Genomic DNA, 19,809 nt, shown 5'->3' with positions numbered 1-19,809 from the left:
TCGGCTTCGGCTTGCGCGGGCGAAACGGCGGCAAGGTCACCACGATGCCGCGCGCTGTCGCAATGATCAGCCGACGCGCGGCGGATTCGGCCGGACGCAGCAGCCGCAATATGGCGCGGTAGAGGTGGCGGGGGAGAGTTGACGCACCGCCGGCCATCTCGGCCATGCCGACGAGCATAGCCAGGATGCGCTTCAGCGCCTCCCGGTTTTTCTCTATTGCCGCATTCCCGTCCATCGCCGCCTACCTCCAGACAAGGCCGGCGCGAATTATCGCACCGATCGGCGATGGTGTAAATAGTCCTAGGAAAATCATCCTTGATGATATCGACAGGGACCGCATTCAGCGAACTCGCCTCTCGCCATCCATTGGTAAATCCGGCCCGGCCTGCTTACCGCAGGTTCTCCATTTCGCGGATGCGGCGCGCGCTTTCGGCTTCCAGTGCCCTCGTCAGTCCGCCGATCAGGGTTTCGGCCACCACCATCAATGCCGCGGACGAATCCCAGGGCGAGGGTACGCCGGTGCGGCCGGGGATGACGTGACGGGCAAAGCGCGAGATGGGCGACAGCCACTGGTCGGTGAACAGCACGATCTGCACGCCGCGCTGATGCGCCTTCTCGGCGAAGCGTATCAGGCTGTCCTGGTAGCGTCTGATATCGAAGACCAGCAGCACGTCGCGCTTGCCCATGTCGATCAGGCGGTCGCGCCAGTTGCTCTCCTGGCCGGCGAGATGGAAGACATTGGGGCGGATGATCGTCAGATGCGCCGCCATGTAGCGGGCGATCGGATCGGTGAAGCGGCCGCCGACGAGATAGAGGCTGGCGCGCCGGTTGGAGAGCAGCAAGACGATGTCGTCGAGTTGGCGCGCCGAGATGTGCCGAAAAGTCTCGCGGATGTTGTCGAGTGTCGCCTCGATCATCGGCGGGATGCCGCTTGCGTCGCGCCGTGCGGGAATGCCGGCGCGCGAGGCGGGCGATTGAAGCTGTTCGGCAAGCTCGTCCTGGAGTGCCGCCTGGAACTCCGGGTAGTTCTGGAAGCCGAGGCGGGAGACGAAACGCAGGATGGTCGGCGAACTGACGCCGGCGGCCACCGAAAAATCGGCGACGGTCTTCAGGCCGATCACCGGATAGTTGCCGACCAGCGTCTGGGCGGCGCGCCTCTCGCCGGCCGGCATCTCCCCGATGCGGTCGGCAATCAGCTCGGCGACGCTGGTGCGCATGCCCTCGCTCCCCTTTCGTATTCCTCGGAACTCGACTGCGGATGCCGCTCAAATCCCGTTTGACAAAACCCCTCGATCCGTATGAAATCATCCATAGGAGCGAAATGAAATAGACAAAGTAATTTTCGGTACATCGCTCCCGGGGATTTGAGGACGAATGGGACAGGCACGCGCAACCGTGTCGAGGGATGCGGTGGATGTGGTCAACGGCGAGGGCCGGGGGCGCATCGTGCTGGCCTGCGACCACGCTTCCAATTTCGTGCCGGCGCAATACGGGACACTCGGCCTCGATGCCGCAGAATTCCAGCGGCACATCGCCTGGGATCCGGGCGCGCTGCCGGTCGCAAGGCATATGGCTGATCTGCTTGACGCGCCTCTGGTGGCTTCGAGAATTTCCCGGCTGGTGATCGACTGCAACCGGCCGGCCGATGCGCCGGACCTCATTCCCGAGGTCAGCGAAACAACGGTGGTTCCCGGCAATCGCGGCCTCGATGCAGGCGAATGCGCGAGGCGCATCGCGCTGGCGCATCAGCCGTTCCATGCGGCGATCGACGAATTGCTCGACCGGCGCAGCCGCGCCGGCCTGGAAAGCTGGCTGGTCACGGTGCATTCGTTCACGCCGGTCTACAAGGGCGTGGCGCGGCCGTGGGAGATCGGCATCATCCATGACGAGGACGAGCGGCTGGCCGCTCCGTTCATCGACGGGCTGCGCGCGGTCTCTGCGCTGAACGTCGGCGTCAACGAACCTTATTCGCCGGCCGACCGGGTCTATTATACGCTGGAGCGCCATGCGCGGCCGCGAGGCATGCCTTGCGCCATGATCGAAATCCGCAACGACGAAATCAAAGAAGAAGTCCAGCAGCGGAAATGGGCGGAACGCCTGGGCGTCATCCTTCGGGATGTCGCACTGGCGGGCGAAGAAGCGTTGGCGCAACGACGGATCAGGCATGCATAGTCAAACATAAGAAGGGGACTCTGGAATGTCAGACTACACGGATACCGACAAACACGAGGACATGAAGGTCCTCCACGGCATGGGCTATGCCCAGGAACTCCAGCGGTCGATGAGCCGCTTCTCCAACTTCGCGATTTCGTTTTCGATCATCTGCATCCTGTCGGGCGGCATCAACTCGTTCGCCCAGGCGATCTCCTCGGTTGGCGGCGCCGGCGCCGGCATCGGCTGGATCGTCGGCTGCATCATTTCGGGCATGTTCGCGCTGTCGATGGCGCAAATCGCCTCGGCCTTCCCGACGGCCGGCGGCCTCTATCACTGGGCCTCGATCCTCGGCAACCGGTTCACCGGCTGGCTGACCGCGTGGCTCAACCTGCTCGGCCTGATCACCGTGCTCGGCGCGATCAACATCGGCACGGCCTTCTTCTTCCAGGGCACGTTCGGGGCCTGGGTGGGCATGGACACTTCGGCGGGGCACATCGTCGCCTTCGTGGCGCTGATCACCATCGGCCAGGCGTTGTTCAACCATCTCGGCATCAAGATCACCACCTTCCTGACCGACATCTCCGGCTACATCATCTTCGCCACCACCGCGGTGCTGGTGCTCGCTTGCCTGTTCTTCGCGCCGGCGATCGATATTTCGCGGCTGTGGACGTTCACCAACTTTTCGGGCGAGATCGGCGGAAACGTGTTCCCGCAGAGCGACAGCATGGGATACCTGTTCCTGCTCTGCCTGTTGCTGCCGGTCTATACGATCACCGGATACGACGCTTCGGCTCACACCTCGGAAGAGACCAAGGGCGCGGCGCTCTCGGTGCCGCGCGGCATCGTTTCGGCCGTCCTCTGGTCGTCGCTGGTCGGCTGGATCATGATCTGCGCCATCACGCTGGCCATTCCGGACATGAACGTGGCCGCGTCGCAGGGCTGGGGTATGTTCTTCGGCACGATGGACGCGATCCTGCCCGCCGGGCTGAAAAACATCATCTACTTTGCGATCTTCATCACGCAACTGCTCTGCGGCCTCGCGACGGTGACGTCGGCGTCGCGCATGCTCTTCGCCTTCTCGCGCGATGACGGCATGCCGGTCGGCTCGAAGGCTCTTGCGACGGTTTCGCCGAAGTACCGGACGCCGGTGATCGCGATCTGGACCGCCGCGATCCTCGAGATCGTCTACGTCTTTCTCGCCCAGTTCATCTCGATCGGTGGCACCAACATCTACACCATCGTCGTGAACTCGACGCTGGTGTTCCTGTTCCTGTCCTTCACCATTCCGCTTGTGCTGGCGATGTTCGCCTACGGCACGCCGAAATGGCCGAATCCGGGCCCCTGGGCGATGTCGGCCGGGCTCTACAAGCTGGTCACCTTCCTGTCGGTCGTCGGCATGGTTATCATCTTCTACATCGCCATCCAGCCGCCGAACGACAAGGTTCTGTGGATCGTGATCGGCTTCGTCGTGCTGGCTGCCGTCCTCTGGTTCGCGGTGGAGAAGGGCCGTTTCCAGGGTCCGCCCATCGGCGACGAGATCGCCAAGCGCAAGGCCATCATCGCCGCCGCGGAACGCGCCGTCGGCGAAACCGGCGCCTGAGCCAAAAGCCTCAAAAACCGTGGCCGGTTCCGCCGGCCACGGTTTTGTTCGATAGCAAATCCATCCGATAGCAAATCCATCGCAGTTTCAGCCGGAGTACGCAAAGAATGGCCGGAAATATCCCCTTCGACCAGTTGAAGAAGGACGTCGCGGCGGGCGACGTCGACACCGTGCTTTGCTGCGGCGTCGACATGCAGGGCCGGCTGTTCGGCAAACGGTTCCTGGCGTCGTTCTTCGTCGATTCGGCCTATGACGAGACGCATGGCTGCAACTACCTGCTTGCGCTGGACATCGATATGGAGCCGGTGCCGGGCTACAAGGCGGCAAGCTGGAGCCAGGGTTATGGCGACTTCGTGCTGAAGCCCGATCTTTCGACGATCCGACGCGTGCCGTGGCTGGAAAAGACGGCGCTGGTCATCTGCGACATCCAGGACCACCACCATCACGAGGACCTGCCGCACTCGCCACGCGCCATTTTGCGCCGCCAGGTGGCCAGGCTGAAGGAGCGCGGCTACATCGGCTATTTCGCCTCGGAGCTGGAGTTCTACCTGCTCAGCGAAACCTACGATTCGGCCCGCGCCAAGCACTGGAAGGACCTCACCTCGGCTTCGCCCTATATCGGCGACTACCAGATGGGCATTACCACCAAGGAAGAAGGCTATATGCGCCGGCTGCGCAACGAGATGCAGGCGGCGGGCATCCCGATCGAAAACTCCAAGGGCGAATGGGGGCCGGGCCAGGAGGAGATCAATGTGCGCTATGCCGAGGCGCTGGAGATGGCGGACCGCCATGTGTTCCTGAAGAACGGCGCCAAGGAGATCGCCGACCAGGAAGGCAAGGCCGTGACCTTCATGGCCAAATACAATTACGGCCTGGCCGGCAACTCCTCGCACATCCACAATTCGCTGTGGAGCGCAGACGGCAAGACGCCGCTGTTCTATGACAAGAATGCTGAATGGACGCTCTCGACCCTCGGCCAGCAATGGTCCGCCGGGCAGTTGAAATACGCCAAGGAATTCACCTGGTTCCTGGCGCCCTACATCAACTCCTACAAGCGCTTCCAGTCCGGCACCTTCGCGCCGACCAAGATCATGTGGAGCGAGGACAACCGCACCGCCGGCTTCCGGCTGTGCGGCGAGGGCACCAAGGGCATCCGCATGGAGTGCCGCATCGGCGGCGCGGACCTCAACCCGTACCTCGCCTTCGCGGCGCTGATCGCGGCGGGGCTGGCCGGCATCGACGAGAAGCTGGAGCTGCAGAAGCCGTTTGTCGGCGACGCCTACCAGGCGGCGCAGTTGCCCGAGATCCCGAAGACCCTGCGCGACGCCACCGAGACCATGGCGGAATCGAAGATGCTGAAAGAAGCGTTCGGCGAGGATGTGATTGAGCATTATGTGCATACGGCGCGCTGGGAGCAGTTCGAATATGATCGGCGGATCACGGATTGGGAACTGCACCGGGGGTTTGAGCGGTATTGACATTCCCGGCTCTGGCCGGGATGCGAACAGATCGGCCGAGGGCCGGCAACAATCAGAGCGGAGACGCTGATCTTGGAAACCATCAAACTCAAATCCCCCATCGACGGCTCGATCTATGCGGAGCGGCCGGTCGCCACCGACGCGCAGGTGAGCGCCGTCGTCGAGCGGGCGCGGGCGGCGCAGGTCGGTTGGGCGCAGGTCCCGATCGCCGAGCGCTGCAACTATATGCTGAAGATGCTGGAAGCGCTGGTCGCCATGAGCGACGAGATCGTGCCCGAGCTTGCCTGGCAGATGGGGCGCCCGACGCGCTATGGCGGGGAGTTCGGCGGGGTGAAGGAACGCGTCACCTACATGGTCGAGATCGCCGAGAAGGCGCTCGCGCCGGTGATGGCCTCCAATCCCAAGGAAGGTTTCCGCCGCTACGTGAAGAAGGATCCGCTGGGCGTGGTGATGGTGATCGCGCCGTGGAACTATCCGTATCTGACGGCGGTCAACACCATCGTGCCGGCGCTGATCGCCGGCTCGACGGTGATCCTGAAACACGCGGCGCAGACGCTGCTGGTCGGCGAGCGCTTTGCAAAAGCGTTCGAGGCGGCGGGGCTGCCCAAAAATGTGTTCCAGAATGTCGTGCTGAACCACGCGCAGACGGAAAGATTGCTTGGGTCGGGAAAGATCGACCATGTCAATTTCACCGGTTCGGTGGCCGGGGGGCGGGCAATCGAGAAGGCAGCGGCCGGCACGTTCATGACGCTCGGGCTGGAACTCGGCGGCAAGGACCCGGCCTATGTGCTGCCCGACGCGAAACTCGACCACGCGGTGGCGAACCTCGTCGACGGCGCCTTCTACAATTCCGGTCAGTGCTGCTGCGGCATCGAGCGCGTCTACGTGCACGAGAAAGTCTACGATGAGTTCGTCGAGGGCTACATCGCCGAGACGAAGAACTATGTGGTCGGCAATCCGCTCGACGCATCGACCACGCTCGGGCCGATGGCGCAGGCGCGCTTCGCCGACCTGATCCGCGAGCAGAAGGCGGAAGCGCTGCGCAAGGGGGCGACCGCCCATATCAACATGAAGGTCGACAAGGATGTGGCCGGCTCGCCCTATCTGGCGCCGGAGGTGCTGACCAATGTCGACCACCAGATGTCGGTGATGCGCGAGGAAAGCTTTGGGCCGATCGTCGGCATCATGAAGGTGCGCAACGACGAGGAGGCGATCGCGCTGATGAACGACAGTCCCTACGGCCTGACCGCCTCGATCTGGACCCGCGACACCGACCATGCGGCGGCGATCGGCGACCGCGTCGAGACCGGCACGGTGTTCATGAACCGCTGCGACTATCTCGACCCGGCGCTGGTGTGGACCGGCGTCAAGGATACCGGCAAGGGCGCGGCGCTGTCGGCCATCGGTTATGACAATCTGACTAGGCCGAAGAGTTTCCACCTGCGGGAAGTGATCTGAACCGGACTCGGCGGGAACGGGAAATCCGGAATGTCTCAGGCCGAGGCCTCAGCGCAGGACATTGGCGAGGGTCCGAGAGGGATCGGCGGATGGCTTGTGCTTCCGCTGCTCGGCTTGGTCCTGACGCCGGTTGTCGTCGTACTGCAGCTTTCAGAGTTTGGTCCGGTCGTCGAGGCGTGGCCTCTGATGTCGATGGGGCAGTCGATTCTCGTTGTCGTCGAGCTGATCTGCAACTTCGTCCTCTATTTCGTTTTGCCTCCGTTTCTCCTCGTGCTCGCATTCCGGCGCCGCTGGGAGTTTCCGGGCCTCTACATCATCTGGGCGGCGGCGGTCCCGTTCTTCCTGATAGCCGACTCGCTGGTTGGATATTGGGCGTTCCGGGAAGTCTTCGAGGCAAGTGGAGAGGGCATGTTCGACGACAAGACCTGGCAAGGGATCGTGCGCTCGCTTTGGTCGGCCGCGATCTGGATTCCTTACATGATGCGCTCCCGGCGCGTTCAAAACACCTTCGTGAATTGAAACATCTGCGAATAGAGAACAAACCGATGACCAACCTCGTCTCAAAATGGAACTACCCCACAACAGTCCGCTTCGGCGCGGGGCGCATCAAGGAATTGCCGGAGGTGCTGGCTGCGACCGGCATCAAAAACCCGCTCTTTGTCACCGATCCGGGTCTGGCGAAACTGCCGGTGGTGGCGTCGACGCTGAAGATCCTGGACGACGCGAAAGTGCCGTATGGGGTGTTTTCGGACATCAAGCCGAACCCGGTGGAGGCCAATCTGACGGCCGGCATCGCGGCCTTCAAAAAGGGTGGACATGACGGCGTCATCGCCTTCGGCGGTGGCTCGGCGCTGGACCTCGGCAAGTTGATCGCCTTCCAGGCGGGGCAGACGCGGCCGGTTTGGGATTTCGAGGATATCGGCGACTGGTGGACGCGCGCGAATTCGGAGGCGATTGCGCCGATCATCGCCGTGCCGACCACTGCGGGAACCGGCTCGGAAGTCGGGCGCGCCGGCGTGCTGACCGACGAGACGACACACACCAAGAAGATCATCTTCCATCCGAAACTTTTGCCGGCGATCGTGATTGCCGATCCGGAACTGACCACCGGCATGCCGCCCTTCATCACCGTCGGCACGGGCATGGACGCGCTGGCGCATTGCCTCGAAGCCTATTGCGCGCCGGGATATCACCCGATGGCTGACGGCATTGCGCTGGAGGGCATCCGGCTGGTTCTGGAAAACCTGCCGAAGGCCTATGCGGACGGCAAGGATCTGACGGCGCGGGCGCATATGATGGCCGCCGCCGCCATGGGCGCGACCGCGTTCCAGAAGGGGCTTGGCGCCATCCATTCGCTGTCGCACCCGATCGGCGCGCTCTATGACACGCATCACGGCATGACCAACGGCGTGTTCATGCCCTATGTGCTGGCCTTCAACCGGCCAGCAGTGGAGGAGCGCATCGCGCGGCTCGCCGCCTATCTCGGCATCGAAGGCGGTTTCGACGGGTTTGCCAAGGCGATCCTCAAGCTGCGCGCCGACCTCAAGGTGCCGCACACTCTGCCTGAACTGATCAAGGGCCTCGACATGGACGCCGAGCGCAAGGATTTCATCGCGGTGTCGGCAGTGGCCGATCCCAGCACGGGGACGAACCCGGTGCCGCTGACCAAAGAGGCGGCGCTCGCCATTCTGGAGGCTTCCGTCGCCGGCAAGGTTTGAGAGCTCGCCTGGAGACAGACGGGAGCCGGCCGCGAGCGCCTTTCCGACTAGGCCCGATTCATTTCCAGAGCAACGCCCGCGCGAAACTTCCGCCGGCCACGCGGACTGGCGGTAAGGATAATAAAGGGAGGATCTTGCTTAGCCGGAAAAACAACATGGCAACGATTGCTACGGCATTCCAAAAGTAGTTAACTTTTGACGCCTCAGGGGGTTGGACAGTCGGGTTTCATCCGACTGTCATACGACAAGAATAACCGCAACAGGGGCGTCGAACGGCGTCAACTCAACGGAGATAACAAATGTTCAGGTTCACGGGAAAGGTTCTTTCCCTCACTGCCGCGTCGCTGATGGTGACGACGGCGATCGTCTCGGCGCAGGACTTGGCCGCGCTGGAGGCCGCCGCGAAGGCGGAAGGCCAACTGACGACCATCGCGCTGCCGCATGACTGGTGTGGCTACGGCGCGGTCATCGACGGCTTCAAGAAGAAGTATCCGGAGATCACCATCAACGAGCTCAACCCCGATGCCGGTTCGGGCGACGAGATCGAGGCGATCAAGGCGAACAAGGACAACAAGGGTCCGCAGGCGCCTGACGTCATCGACGTCGGCCTCTCCTTCGGCCCGTCGGCCAAGGCCGAAGGCCTGCTGATGCCCTACAAGGTGTCGACCTGGGACTCGATCCCGGACAGCGCCAAGGACGCCGAAGGCCACTGGTACGGCGACTATTACGGCGTGCTCTCGTTCCAGGTGAACAAGGACATCGTCAAGGAATCGCCGGCAGACTGGGCCGACCTGCTGAAGCCGGAATTCGCCAATTCCGTCGCGCTGGCCGGTGACCCGCGCGCCTCGAACCAGGCCATCCAGGGCGTCTATGCCGCCGGCCTGTCGAAGGGAGCCGCCGCAGGCGAAGCCGCCGGCACCGCCGGCCTGGAGTTCTTCAAGGAACTCAACGCCAAGGGCAATTTCGTGCCGGTCATCGGCAAGGCCGCCACCCTCGCTCAGGGCCAGACGCCGATCCTGATCACCTGGGACTACAACGCGCTCGCCGGCCGCGACACGCTGAACGGCAACCCGCCGGTCGACGTCATCGTGCCGAAGACTGGCGTTGTCGCCGGCGTCTATGTGCAGGCGATCAGCGCCTTCGCGCCGCATCCGAACGCCGCCAAGCTGTGGATGGAGTATCTCTATTCGGACGAGGGCCAGCTCGGCTGGCTCGCCGGCTATTGCCACCCGATCCGCTTCAACGATCTGGCCAAGAACGGCAAGATCCCGCAGGCTCTCCTCGACAAGCTGCCGCCGGCCGCCGCATACGAAGCTGCCGCGTTCCCGACGCTCGACGAGCAGAAGGCTTCCAAGGAAGCGATCAGCAAGAACTGGGACTCGGTCGTCGGCGCCAACGTCCAGTAAGGTCTGAAATCGACCGGGCGGCTATCCGGCCGCCCGGCTTTTTTCTATTGCGGTAGCCGGCGAATGACCGATCTCAGCCTTTCCCAACCGACCGCGGCAGGCAGGACCATGCCCCCCGCCACCCGCGCCTGGCGGTTTCCGACGCACTGGATCGGCGTCGCGCCGTTCTTCATCTTCGCCATCATGTTCCTGATCCTGCCGACGCTTTATCTGATGATCGGCGCGTTCCAGAACGTCGCGGGCGATTTCACGCTGGAAAACATCGTCGCGCTGTTCCAGCCCAACATCCGCGCGGCCTACTGGATCTCGATCAAGGTCAGCTTCGCCTCGTCCGTCCTCGGTGCGCTGATCGGGCTGGCCATCGCCATCGCCATCGTGCGGGGCGGGCTGCCCAACTGGATACGCTCGGCGACCCTGACTTTCTCCGGCGTCGCGTCGAACTTTGCCGGCATTCCGCTGGCTTTCGCCTTCCTGGCGACGCTCGGCCGGCTTGGCCTCGCGACGGTGCTGCTCAACACCGTTTTCGGCATCAACATCTACGCCCATGGCTTCAATATCCTGTCGTTCTGGGGCCTGACGATCACCTATCTGTATTTCCAGATTCCGCTGATGGTGGTGATCATCGTGCCGGCCATCGACGGCATCAAGAAGGAGTGGGGCGAGGCGGCCGCGACGCTGGGCGCCACCCAATGGCAATATTGGCGCAATGTCGTCATCCCAGTGCTGTGGCCGAGCTTTCTGGGCACTGTGATCCTGCTGTTCGCCAACGCCTTCGGCGCTATCGCCACCGCCTACGCGCTGACCGGCTCGTCGCTCAACATCGTGCCGATCCTGCTCTATGCGCAGATCCGCGGCGACGTGCTGCACAATGCGCATCTCGGCTACGCCATAGCCTTCGGCATGATCTTCATCACCGGCCTCGCGAATGTCTTTTACATCTGGTTCCGGACCCGCAGCGAACGGTGGCTGAAATGAAGACCGGAAAATTCTGGGCCTGGCTCACCTTCGGCGTCGGCGCTGCCTATTTCTTCATACCGCTGATCGCGACGCTGGAATTTTCACTGCGCATGCGGCGTGGCGTCTATTCCTTCGATGCCTATGCGGTGGTGTTCGGCGATGCTCGCTTCCAGCAGTCCTTCACCTTTTCGGTGGTCGCGGCGATTTTCACCATTCTGCTCGGCATCCTGATCGTCGTGCCCGCCGCCTATTGGATCAGGCTGCGCCTGCCGCATCTGAGGCCGATCGTCGAGTTCATCACGCTGCTGCCGCTGGTCATCCCGGCCATCGTCATCGTCTTCGGCTATATCCGCATGTACGGCTCGAACTCGCCGCTGCCTTTCCTGGCGAGCACATGGAGCACCAACGTGCTTTTGGTCATCGGCTATGCGACGCTGGCACTGCCTTACATGTACCGGGCGGTGGATACCGGCCTAAGAACGATCGACGTCAGAACCCTGACGGAGGCAGCGCAGATATTGGGCGCCGGCTGGACCACCATCATTGCGCGCGTCATCATGCCGAACGTGCTGATCGCGGTGCTGTCGGGCGCCTTCCTGACCTTCGCCATCGTGATTGGCGAATTCACCATGGCCAGCCTGCTCAACCGTCCGGCCTTCGGCCCGTATCTGCAGAACATCGGCGCCAACCGCGCTTACGAACCGGCCGCACTTGCCATCATCGCCTTCGCCATCACCTGGGGCTGCATGTCGCTTATCCAGTTGCTGTCGCGCTACGCGCCGAAGTCGCCGAACCAAACCCGCTGACCTGAAAGTCCACGCTCATGGCCGACCCCTTCCTCAGCATCCAGCAAGTCCGAAAATCCTTCGGCCCGACCACCGTCGTGCAGGACTTCAACCTCGATGCCGCGCCCGGCGAGTTCGTCTCCTTCCTCGGCCCATCGGGCTGCGGCAAGACGACGGTGCTGCGCATGGTCGCCGGGTTCGAGGAGCCGACGGCGGGCAAGATCGTCGTCGGCGGCAAGGACGTGACGCGGCTGAAGCCGAACCAGCGCAATGTCGGCATGGTGTTCCAGGCCTATGCGCTGTTTCCGAACCTGACCGTGGCGCAGAACGTCGCCTTCGGGCTGAAGGTGGCGGGCATGCCGAAACCCGACGCCGACAAGCGCGTCGCCGAGATGCTCAACATCATCAAGCTGCCGCCCGACCAGTTCGGCGACCGCTATCCCTACCAGCTCTCGGGTGGCCAGCAGCAGCGCGTGGCGCTGGCCCGCGCGCTGGCGCCGAAGCCGAAGCTGCTGCTGCTCGACGAGCCGCTGTCGGCGCTCGACGCCAAGGTGCGCGTGTCGCTGCGCGAGGAAATCCGCTCGATCCAGCAAAAGCTCGGCATCACCACCATCTTCGTTACGCACGACCAGGAAGAAGCGCTGTCGATATCCGATCGTATCGCGGTGATGTATGGCGGCAAGGCCGAACAGGTCGGCACACCGTTCGAGATCTACAACCGGCCGGCGACAAAGTTCGTCGCCAATTTCGTTGGCACGCTGAATGTGCTGGAAGGCACCGTCACCGACGCGGGAGCCGGCTCGGTGCGCGTCAATTCGCAGAACCTGTCGCTGAAGGGCAAGCTCAACGGTTCGCGCAACGGCGACCAGCTTTCGCTGGCGCTGAGGCCGGAGGCGATAGCGCTGGGGCCGAAGGCCGGGCACGACGCCAATCTGCAGGGCCAGATCGCCGAGGTGCATTTCCTGGGTTCAGTGATCCGCGTGCGGGTGGGGCTCGGCAGCAGCATCGTCTCGCTCGATACGTTCAACAATTCCAGCACGCCGCCGCCGGCCGTGGGCGACAAGACCGAGATCAGTTTCTCGTCCAACGACGTGCTCGTGCTGCACTGATCTCGCCGCTTCGCAATCAAGGTTCCGACGCCGCTTGCGCGGCCTCGCGCGCCTGTGCAGAGTGCGGCGATGGACAATCATGACGTCGACCGGGTTGCAGCCTGGCTTGCCGAGAGCGGCTTGCGCGGCGAGACGGAACTCACGCTGCTCAACGGTTTCTGCGAGCGCTGCCGCGCCATCGGCATCGCCGTAAGCCGCGCCATCGTCATCATCGACACACTGCACCCGATCTATGAGGGCCGCGGCTTCCGCTGGCGCGAGGACGAGACCGACGAGGCGCCGCTGCTCGAGTTCAAGCGCGACGTGGACGGAGCATCGACGGAAAGCTGGCAGAGCAGCCCCTTCTATCACCTGATCGCGAAGGGTGGCGGCGAACTGCGCTGCAAGCTGCATGCCGGCGAGACGGCGGGATTCCAGGCGATCGAGGAACTGCGCGTCGAGGGGCAGACGGACTATTTCGCAAAGGTCCATCTGTTCGCTCCGGACGCCATCATCGGCGAGATGGACAATCTCGCCAGCCGCTGGACGACGGCGCAGCCGGGCGGCTTCAGCGACGCCGAGATCTCGGCGCTGCAGCACCTGACGCCGATCCTCGGCCTGGCGATCAAGTCGGCGTCGCTGGCGCGCGTGCCGGTGGCCGTGGTCGAGGCCTATCTCGGCCGTGACGCAGGGCGACGGGTGCTGGCGGGACGCATGAGCCGCGGCATCACAGAGAAGATGAACGCCGTGCTGTGGTTTTCCGACATGCGCGGCTACACGACTCTGTCCGAAACCATCGCGTCCGACCAGCTTATCCCGCTGCTCAACGACTATGCCGAAGCGGTCATTTCGGCCGTGCACGGCGCCGGCGGCAATGTGCTGAAACTGATGGGAGACGGCACGCTGGCGATCTTCACCGATACAGATCCGGCAGCGGCCTGCCTGTCGGCGATGCGCGCCGAAGCCGATCTCAGGCAACGGCTCGCCGAACTCAACGCACGTCGGGCCGTGGCGGGCGAGCCGGTCAGCACCATCTATCTCGGCCTGCACATCGGCGACGTGTTCTACGGCAACATCGGCAGCGAGGACCGGCTCGACTTCACCGTTGTCGGCCAGGCGGTCAACGAGGTGAGCCGCATCGCCTCCATGTGCCGTTCCGCCGACCGCCACGTCCTGTTCTCCACGGCTTTCCGCGAGGCATTGCCGAGTGACGAGCAAGGCAAGCTAGTCTGTGTGGGGCGTTATGCGCTGCGCGGCGTCGGACGGGCGCAGGAACTGTTCACGCTGGATCCGGAGCTGGTGGCGGGGCGGTAGGCGAACGGTTGAAATTCATGGACGTGGCGGGGTCAGCCTTCGTTGTCCCCGGCAAACTCTTCCTCCCAATTGACCCCACCATAGAAGACGCGGAAGATCACCACTTCGTCCGTTGCAACGGTAAAAGCGATTGTTACGCGACGTTCGAAACCGACAGTGCGTAGCCCCCGCCGCAACTCATCGCGGCGGCTTCCGCGTTCCGAGGCGTAGTCGAACCCACGGCAGTAATCCTCGATACGCTCGATATAACGCAAGGCCGTGGCACGGCCCGCGGCGGGCGCGATGGTATCGTATATCCACTTCAGGTCCGCGCGGGCTGCCGGGCTCAGAACAACCCGACGTCGCTTCACGCGTCCCTCTTTGTCTGTGCGGCATGATGGGCGCGAATACTGTCAAAAGCCTCGTCCATCGGGATGACATTGGATGGATCCGCTTTCCAGGCGTCATAGGTCGGCACGACTTCCTCGCGCAGCCAGCGCTCCACGGCGGCGTCGCGCTCCTGCAACGCGCGAAGACCGGCGCGGATCACTTCGCTGCTGGTTGCGTAGTAGCCCGACTCGACGAGCCGGTCGATGAAGGCGGCCTGCTCGGCGGGGAGGCTGAAGGTGCGTTTTTCGGTGGCGGACATGATTCCTCCTGGGAAATGTTCAGTATGAAATTATCATACCTTGGCGGAAATGGCATCGGAAATACTGTCCGTGGTCTGGAATATGCGCTTCGGTGCGACGACAACCAAGCAGCGGCGGGCGTCGGTGCTGCGGGCTGCTCCCATGCGCTGGTCTGCTGGATCAAGCCTGGAAACACGCCAAAATCTTTCCGCTTGACTTGTCGCGCGTCTTCATACAGTTTTGGTAAATCGGTCAGACCAATTTACCGGAGAGGAGCCGGGTCTGACATCGGAGGACACGGCAGCCATGCCGATCGAGACAATCGTACCGCGCCGGCTCTACCGGCAGGTCGCCGAGCAACTGCGCCAGCTTTTCGACAGCGGCGAGTTCGCAGTCGGCGACCGTCTGCCGCCGGAACGCGAGCTGGCGGAACGCATGGGCATCTCGCGGCCGACCATCCGCGAGGCGCTGATCGCGCTTGAGGTCGAAGGCCGCGTGCGCATCCGCGTCGGCTCCGGCATCTATGTCACCGAGCCGTCGCGCATCCCGGCCAATCCGACCACCGACGAGGGGCCGTTCGAGCTGCTCAGGGCGCGCGAATTCGTCGAGGGCGCGGTGGCGGAGGAGGCGGCGCGGCTGGCGACGCCGGCCGACATCGCGGCGCTGGATGACATTCTGGCGCGCATGGAGGGCAAGGCGCATCCCAACCACACCACGATCGGGCTCGACCGGGAATTCCACACGACCATCGCCTCGATCCTCGGCAATGCCGTGCTGGTGCGCGTCATCGGCGATCTGTTCGACCAGCGCATGAACCCCTTCTTCGAACGGCTGTCGAGCTACTTCGAAGATCCAATGACCTGGGATGCGGCGCTGCAAGAGCACCGCCTTGTACGCGACGGCATCGCCGCCCGCGACCCCAGGGGCGCGAAGCAGGCGATGCAGGACCACCTGCGAAAATCACAGGAGCGGTTCTCGATCAGTTTCCGGGACATGGCGCCGGTCGCGCCTGCATCGGGGGAAGGCAAGTCCGGCCAAACCGTTTGATCGGCGCGGATTTTTTGGCAACTTCAGGAGGAGAAACGAAATGAAATTCCGAATTGCAGCAACACTTGGCGCGATGGCCGCGCTGGCGCTCTCGGCTTCGGCGGCGCTCGCGCAGGAAACGCTGAAATGGGCGCATGTCTATGAGACGTCCGAGCCCTTCCATACGGAATCGGTGTGGGCGGCCGAAGAAATCGCCAAGCGCACCGACGGACGCTACAAGATCGACGTGTTCCCGGCCTCGCAGCTCGGCAAGGAATCCGACATCAACCAGGGCCTGACGCTCGGCACCGTCGACATCATCATCTCCGGCTCGTCCTTCGCGGCGCGCGAATACAAGCCGATCGGCGTCACCTATTTTCCCTTCATCTTCCGCGATGCCGACCACCTGCTCAAATACACCAAGAGCGACACCTACAAGACGCTCACCAAGGGTTATGAGGACGTGTCCGGCCATCACATCGCGGCCACCACCTATTACGGCACACGCCACACCACCTCGAACCGGCCGATCACCAAATGCGCCGACATGGCCGGCCTGAAGATGCGCGTGCCGGACGTGCCGGCCTATCTCGCCATGCCGCGCGCCTGCGGCGCCAACACCGCGCCGATCGCCTTCGCCGAGGTCTATCTCGCGCTGCAGAACGGCACGGTTGAGGCGCAGGAGAATCCGCTCACCACCATCGAGGCGAAAAAATTCTTCGAGGTGCAGAAGCACATCGTGCTGACAGGCCACATCGTCGACCACCTCAACACCATCGTCTCGCAGTCGCGCTGGGCCTCGCTCTCCGACGAGGACAAGGCGATCTTCACCGAGGTCATGCAGGAGGCCGCGGCCCGTGCCACAGCCAAGATCGTCGAGCGCGAGAAGGGACTGGTGCAGGTGTTCAAGGATCGCGGACTGACCGTCACCGAGGTCGACCGCGCCGATTTCGAGAAGAACGTCATGGAGAAGGTGACCTTCGAGGAGTTCGGCTACAACAAGGCCGACTGGGAAGCCATCCGCGCCATCCAGTAATCTTTCCTTGGCCCGGCGCTTCTCCGCGCCGGGCCGTTCCGCCAAAAAATCCGTCAACCGCCAGCTTTCGGAGCGCCAGCCGATGGCCGAGGAACATCATACCCAGGTCACCGCCGAGGAGATCGCCCAGGCCTTCGAGGAGGAGGCCGCGCCGGTCGACCTGTCGCATCACGGTTTCGAGGACTGGGTGACGCTCGCCATGTTCTGGGTCATGGTGGCCTGCGTGTTCCTGCAGTTCTTCACCCGCTACGCCCTGAACAACAGCCTCGCCTGGACGGAAGAAATCGCCATCAATGCGCTGGTGGTGGTGGTCTTCCTGGGAGCGGCCATGTGCGTGCGTACCTCGCGGCACATTCATGTCGACGTGCTCTACCACTACCTGCCCGAGCGCGCCGGCCGCGTCCTGGCACTTTCGGTGGATGTCATCCGCGTCGGCTTCTTCGCCTATGCCAGTTGGCTGATGTGGCGCTACGTGTCGATCGTGGCGCGCGAGCGCATGGTCACCGTCGACCTGCCGCGCCGCTGGTTCTTCTACCTCGTGCTCGCCGGTTTCGTGCTGATGTTCATCCGCTCGATCCAGGTTGCCATCAGTAATTACAAACGCGGCTATTCGGTGCTGGAACGTCCCGGCGCCTTCGACCAGCCGGGAGCCTGAACCATGCTGCTTCTCGTTGGAGGTTTTCTGATCCTGATGCTGATCGGCGTGCCGGTCGCCGTGTCGATGGCGGTGGCATCGGTGCTCTATCTCGTCATCTACGGCGTGGCGCCGGACATCATCGCCGCGCAGCGCATGATCGCCGGCGTGGAGAGCTTTCCGTTGCTCGCCGTGCCGTTCTTCATCCTCGCCGGCAATCTGATGAACATCGCCGGCGTCACCGGCCGCATCTACACATTTGCCCTGGCGCTGGTCGGCTGGATGAAGGGCGGCCTGGCGCAGGTCAACATCATCGGCTCGGTGATCTTTTCCGGCATGTCGGGCACCGCGCTGGCGGACGCCGCCGGTATCGGCACGATCGAGATCAAGGCGATGAAGGACCACGGCTATCCGGTCGAGGCCGCCGTCGGTGTCACCGCTGCGTCGGCGACGCTGGGGCCGATCTTCCCACCTTCGCTGCCCTTCGTCATCTACGGCATGATGGCCAACGTCTCGATCGGTGCGCTGTTCATGGCCGGCATCCTGCCCGGCGTGGTCATGACCGTATTGATGATGGTCACCGTCGCCGTCTTCGCCTATCGCCGCGGCTGGGGTTCGGACACGCCGTTCGAACTGAAGCGCCTGGCGGAAGCCTCGGGCGAGGTGCTGGTGGTTGCGGGCTTTCCGGTCGCCGTCTATGTGCTGGTGCAACTTGGCCTGTCGATCAACGTGGCGGTTGGCATCGCGCTGGTCGTACTTGTCGCCGTCGACTGGTATTTCGATTTTTCGGCTGTCATGGCTCTGATGACGCCGGTCATCCTGATCGGCGGCATGACGATGGGCTGGTTCACGCCGACGGAGGCCGCCATGGCCGCCGTCATCTGGTCGCTGTTCCTCGGCCTGGTGCGCTACCGAACGATGACGGTGAAGGCGCTGGCGAAGGCCAGTTTCGACACGATCGAGACCACTGCCTCGGTGCTGTTCATCGTCACCGCCGCCTCGATCTTCGCCTGGCTGCTGACGGTGAGTCAGGCCGCGCAGGTGTTCTCGACCTTCATCTTCGCACTGACAGAGAACAAATGGGTGTTCCTGATCCTAGTCAACATACTGATGCTGATCGTCGGCTGTTTCCTCGACACCATCGCGGCGATCACCATCCTGGTGCCGATCCTGCTGCCGGTGGCTGCCATTTACGGCGTCGACCCGGTGCATTTCGGGCTGATCATGACGCTCAACCTGATGATCGGGCTGCTGCATCCGCCGCTCGGCATGGTGCTGTTCGTGCTGTCGCGGGTGGCAAAACTGTCGGTGGAGCGCACCACCATGGCGATCCTGCCCTGGCTGGCGCCGCTGCTGATCGCGCTGCTGCTCATCACCTTCATTCCGGCTATAACACTGTGGCTGCCGCAGCAGATGGGACTGATCCGATGAGCGCCACCGCAATCGCCGCGACCCTGTTCGCTCCGGAGGATCTGCGCGTCATCGAGCGCGAGCTTGGACCGCTTGCGCAGGGCATGGTGCGGATAAAGTTCGGGGCGGGTGGCATCTGCGGCTCCGACATGCATTATTTCCGCCATGCCCGCACTGGCGATTTTGTCGTGACCTCGCCGCTGATCCTCGGTCATGAGGTGGCCGGCGAGATCGTCGAAATCGCCGGTGATGCGCCGGGCCTTGCCGTCGGCGACCACGTTGCCGTCAATCCCTCGCGCTGGTGCGGGAGCTGCAAGCGCTGCCGGGAGGGCCGGCCGAATCTTTGCGAAAACATCTATTTCATGGGCTCGGCGTCGAAGACCCCGCATATGCAGGGCGGTTTCGCCAGCCTGTTCGACGCCATCCCCGCACAATGCGTGAAAGTGCCGAAAGACCTTGCGCTTTCTTCCGCGGCACTTGCCGAGCCGCTGGCGGTCGCGCTGCATGCTGTCGCGCGCGCCGGCGATATCGCAGGGCGGCACGTGGCATTGTTCGGAGCAGGGCCGATCGGTCTGCTGGTCATGCTCGCCGCGCGCCTGGCCGGCGCCGGGCAGATCACCATGATAGACATCGCGGCGGCGCCGCTCGCATTCGCCAAGGCGCTCGGCGCCGACCGGGTCGTCGACATCAGCGGCGGCACAAACCCTCTGGAAGAGGTGGCGGCCGCGGACCCGGTCGACGTGGCGTTCGAGATTTCCGGCACGCCGGCGGGCCTCGGTTCGGCGATCCGCACCGTGCGGCGCGGCGGCACGGTGGTGCTGGTCGGCAACCTTCCCGGTGGCGACGTGCCGGCGCCGGCCAATGCGGTGATGGCCAAGGAACTCGACCTGAGGGGAACCTTCCGATTCGGCGAGGAGTTTTCGCGCGCCGTCCAATTGATCGTGTCGGGCGCGGTCGATGTCGCAAAACTGGTCACGGCCAGACGGCCACTACATGATGCGCCAGACGCTTTCCGGCTGGCGCTCGACCGAAGCCGCAGCGTAAAGGTCGTGCTCACGGCGGACTGATCAGAGCTCGCCGCGCTTGGGACGGGCTTTCTCACCTTGAATTTTTCTCCTACCGGCACAGCGGCGGCGG

At 63.5% G+C, this 19,809-nt stretch carries 19 protein-coding genes and 1 pseudogene; 16 read left to right on the top strand and 4 right to left on the bottom strand.

Features of this window, described 5'->3' with window-relative positions:
- Positions 1-235, bottom strand: a pseudogene (locus ACH196_RS11160) (hypothetical protein); the annotation flags it as partial.
- Positions 236-389: 154 nt separating this feature from the next.
- Entirely contained in the window at positions 390-1,217 is an 828-nt protein-coding gene (locus ACH196_RS11155; RefSeq protein WP_396646960.1) for a MurR/RpiR family transcriptional regulator, read from the bottom strand.
- 157 nt (positions 1,218-1,374) lie between these two features.
- Here ACH196_RS11155 and ACH196_RS11150 point away from each other — a divergent pair, with 157 nt between their 5' ends.
- The 11 genes from ACH196_RS11150 (at position 1,375) to ACH196_RS11100 (ending at position 13,958) form a co-directional block, all read left to right on the top strand.
- On the top strand, positions 1,375-2,172 hold the full coding sequence (locus ACH196_RS11150; protein ID WP_396646959.1) for an N-formylglutamate amidohydrolase: 798 nt from the start codon (positions 1,375-1,377) through the stop codon (positions 2,170-2,172).
- Positions 2,173-2,197: 25 nt separating this feature from the next.
- Positions 2,198-3,754: an amino acid permease gene (locus tag ACH196_RS11145; RefSeq protein WP_396646958.1), complete on the top strand. Its 1,557-nt coding sequence runs from the start codon at positions 2,198-2,200 to the stop codon at positions 3,752-3,754.
- A 107-nt stretch (positions 3,755-3,861) separates the two neighbouring features.
- On the top strand, positions 3,862-5,232 hold the full coding sequence (locus ACH196_RS11140) for a glutamine synthetase family protein (protein WP_396646957.1): 1,371 nt from the start codon (positions 3,862-3,864) through the stop codon (positions 5,230-5,232).
- A 69-nt stretch (positions 5,233-5,301) separates the two neighbouring features.
- Positions 5,302-6,690: an aldehyde dehydrogenase family protein gene (locus tag ACH196_RS11135; RefSeq protein WP_396646968.1), complete on the top strand. Its 1,389-nt coding sequence runs from the start codon at positions 5,302-5,304 to the stop codon at positions 6,688-6,690.
- Between the two features lie 30 nt (positions 6,691-6,720).
- The gene (locus tag ACH196_RS11130; protein WP_396646956.1) at positions 6,721-7,209 is read left to right on the top strand and encodes a DUF2569 domain-containing protein; all 489 of its coding nucleotides are present in this window, start codon (positions 6,721-6,723) and stop codon (positions 7,207-7,209) included.
- Positions 7,210-7,235: 26 nt separating this feature from the next.
- Entirely contained in the window at positions 7,236-8,408 is a 1,173-nt protein-coding gene (locus ACH196_RS11125) for an iron-containing alcohol dehydrogenase (RefSeq protein ID WP_396646955.1), read from the top strand.
- Positions 8,409-8,707: 299 nt separating this feature from the next.
- Positions 8,708-9,814 carry an ABC transporter substrate-binding protein gene (locus ACH196_RS11120; RefSeq protein ID WP_396646954.1) on the top strand — a complete coding sequence of 369 codons (1,107 nt, stop codon included), beginning with the start codon at positions 8,708-8,710 and terminating at the stop codon, positions 9,812-9,814.
- Between the two features lie 108 nt (positions 9,815-9,922).
- Positions 9,923-10,789 carry an ABC transporter permease gene (locus tag ACH196_RS11115; protein ID WP_396646953.1) on the top strand — a complete coding sequence of 289 codons (867 nt, stop codon included), beginning with the start codon at positions 9,923-9,925 and terminating at the stop codon, positions 10,787-10,789.
- Positions 10,786-11,577 carry an ABC transporter permease gene (locus ACH196_RS11110; protein WP_396646952.1) on the top strand — a complete coding sequence of 264 codons (792 nt, stop codon included), beginning with the start codon at positions 10,786-10,788 and terminating at the stop codon, positions 11,575-11,577. Before ACH196_RS11115 ends, ACH196_RS11110 begins: the two co-directional genes overlap by 4 nt.
- 17 nt (positions 11,578-11,594) lie before the next feature.
- Complete coding sequence (locus ACH196_RS11105; RefSeq protein WP_396646951.1) at positions 11,595-12,665, top strand: ABC transporter ATP-binding protein; 1,071 nt, start codon at positions 11,595-11,597, stop codon at positions 12,663-12,665.
- 69 nt (positions 12,666-12,734) lie between these two features.
- Positions 12,735-13,958 (top strand): adenylate/guanylate cyclase domain-containing protein, encoded by a 1,224-nt coding sequence (locus tag ACH196_RS11100; protein ID WP_396646950.1) that lies wholly within the window; start codon positions 12,735-12,737, stop codon positions 13,956-13,958.
- A 32-nt stretch (positions 13,959-13,990) separates the two neighbouring features.
- On the opposite strand, the gene ACH196_RS11095 is transcribed toward ACH196_RS11100, so the two are convergent.
- Both ACH196_RS11095 and ACH196_RS11090 read right to left on the bottom strand, forming a co-directional pair.
- Positions 13,991-14,308, bottom strand: a complete 318-nt coding sequence (locus tag ACH196_RS11095; RefSeq protein WP_396646949.1) for a type II toxin-antitoxin system RelE/ParE family toxin — start codon at positions 14,306-14,308, stop codon at positions 13,991-13,993.
- Positions 14,305-14,586 carry a type II toxin-antitoxin system ParD family antitoxin gene (locus ACH196_RS11090; RefSeq protein WP_396646948.1) on the bottom strand — a complete coding sequence of 94 codons (282 nt, stop codon included), beginning with the start codon at positions 14,584-14,586 and terminating at the stop codon, positions 14,305-14,307. The genes ACH196_RS11095 and ACH196_RS11090 overlap by 4 nt, the downstream gene beginning before the upstream one ends.
- A 286-nt stretch (positions 14,587-14,872) precedes the next feature.
- Here ACH196_RS11090 and ACH196_RS11085 point away from each other — a divergent pair, with 286 nt between their 5' ends.
- The 5 genes from ACH196_RS11085 (at position 14,873) to ACH196_RS11065 (ending at position 19,739) form a co-directional block, all read left to right on the top strand.
- On the top strand, positions 14,873-15,613 hold the full coding sequence (locus tag ACH196_RS11085) for a FadR/GntR family transcriptional regulator (RefSeq protein WP_396646947.1): 741 nt from the start codon (positions 14,873-14,875) through the stop codon (positions 15,611-15,613).
- Between the two features lie 40 nt (positions 15,614-15,653).
- The gene (locus tag ACH196_RS11080) at positions 15,654-16,628 is read left to right on the top strand and encodes a sialic acid TRAP transporter substrate-binding protein SiaP (protein WP_396646946.1); all 975 of its coding nucleotides are present in this window, start codon (positions 15,654-15,656) and stop codon (positions 16,626-16,628) included.
- A gap of 82 nt (positions 16,629-16,710) precedes the next feature.
- Positions 16,711-17,283, top strand: coding sequence for a TRAP transporter small permease (locus tag ACH196_RS11075; protein ID WP_396646945.1), 573 nt, complete (start codon positions 16,711-16,713; stop codon positions 17,281-17,283).
- Between the two features lie 3 nt (positions 17,284-17,286).
- Entirely contained in the window at positions 17,287-18,693 is a 1,407-nt protein-coding gene (locus tag ACH196_RS11070; RefSeq protein WP_396646944.1) for a TRAP transporter large permease, read from the top strand.
- Positions 18,690-19,739: an L-idonate 5-dehydrogenase gene (locus ACH196_RS11065; RefSeq protein WP_396646943.1), complete on the top strand. Its 1,050-nt coding sequence runs from the start codon at positions 18,690-18,692 to the stop codon at positions 19,737-19,739. The genes ACH196_RS11070 and ACH196_RS11065 overlap by 4 nt, the downstream gene beginning before the upstream one ends.
- Positions 19,740-19,809 lie beyond the last annotated feature (70 nt).

Source organism: Mesorhizobium sp. IMUNJ 23232 (assembly GCF_044326205.1).
Classification (GTDB): domain Bacteria; phylum Pseudomonadota; class Alphaproteobacteria; order Rhizobiales; family Rhizobiaceae; genus Kumtagia.
The sequence above is the reverse complement of the archived record's forward strand: the minus strand, read 5'-3'. Positions and strand labels throughout refer to the sequence as shown.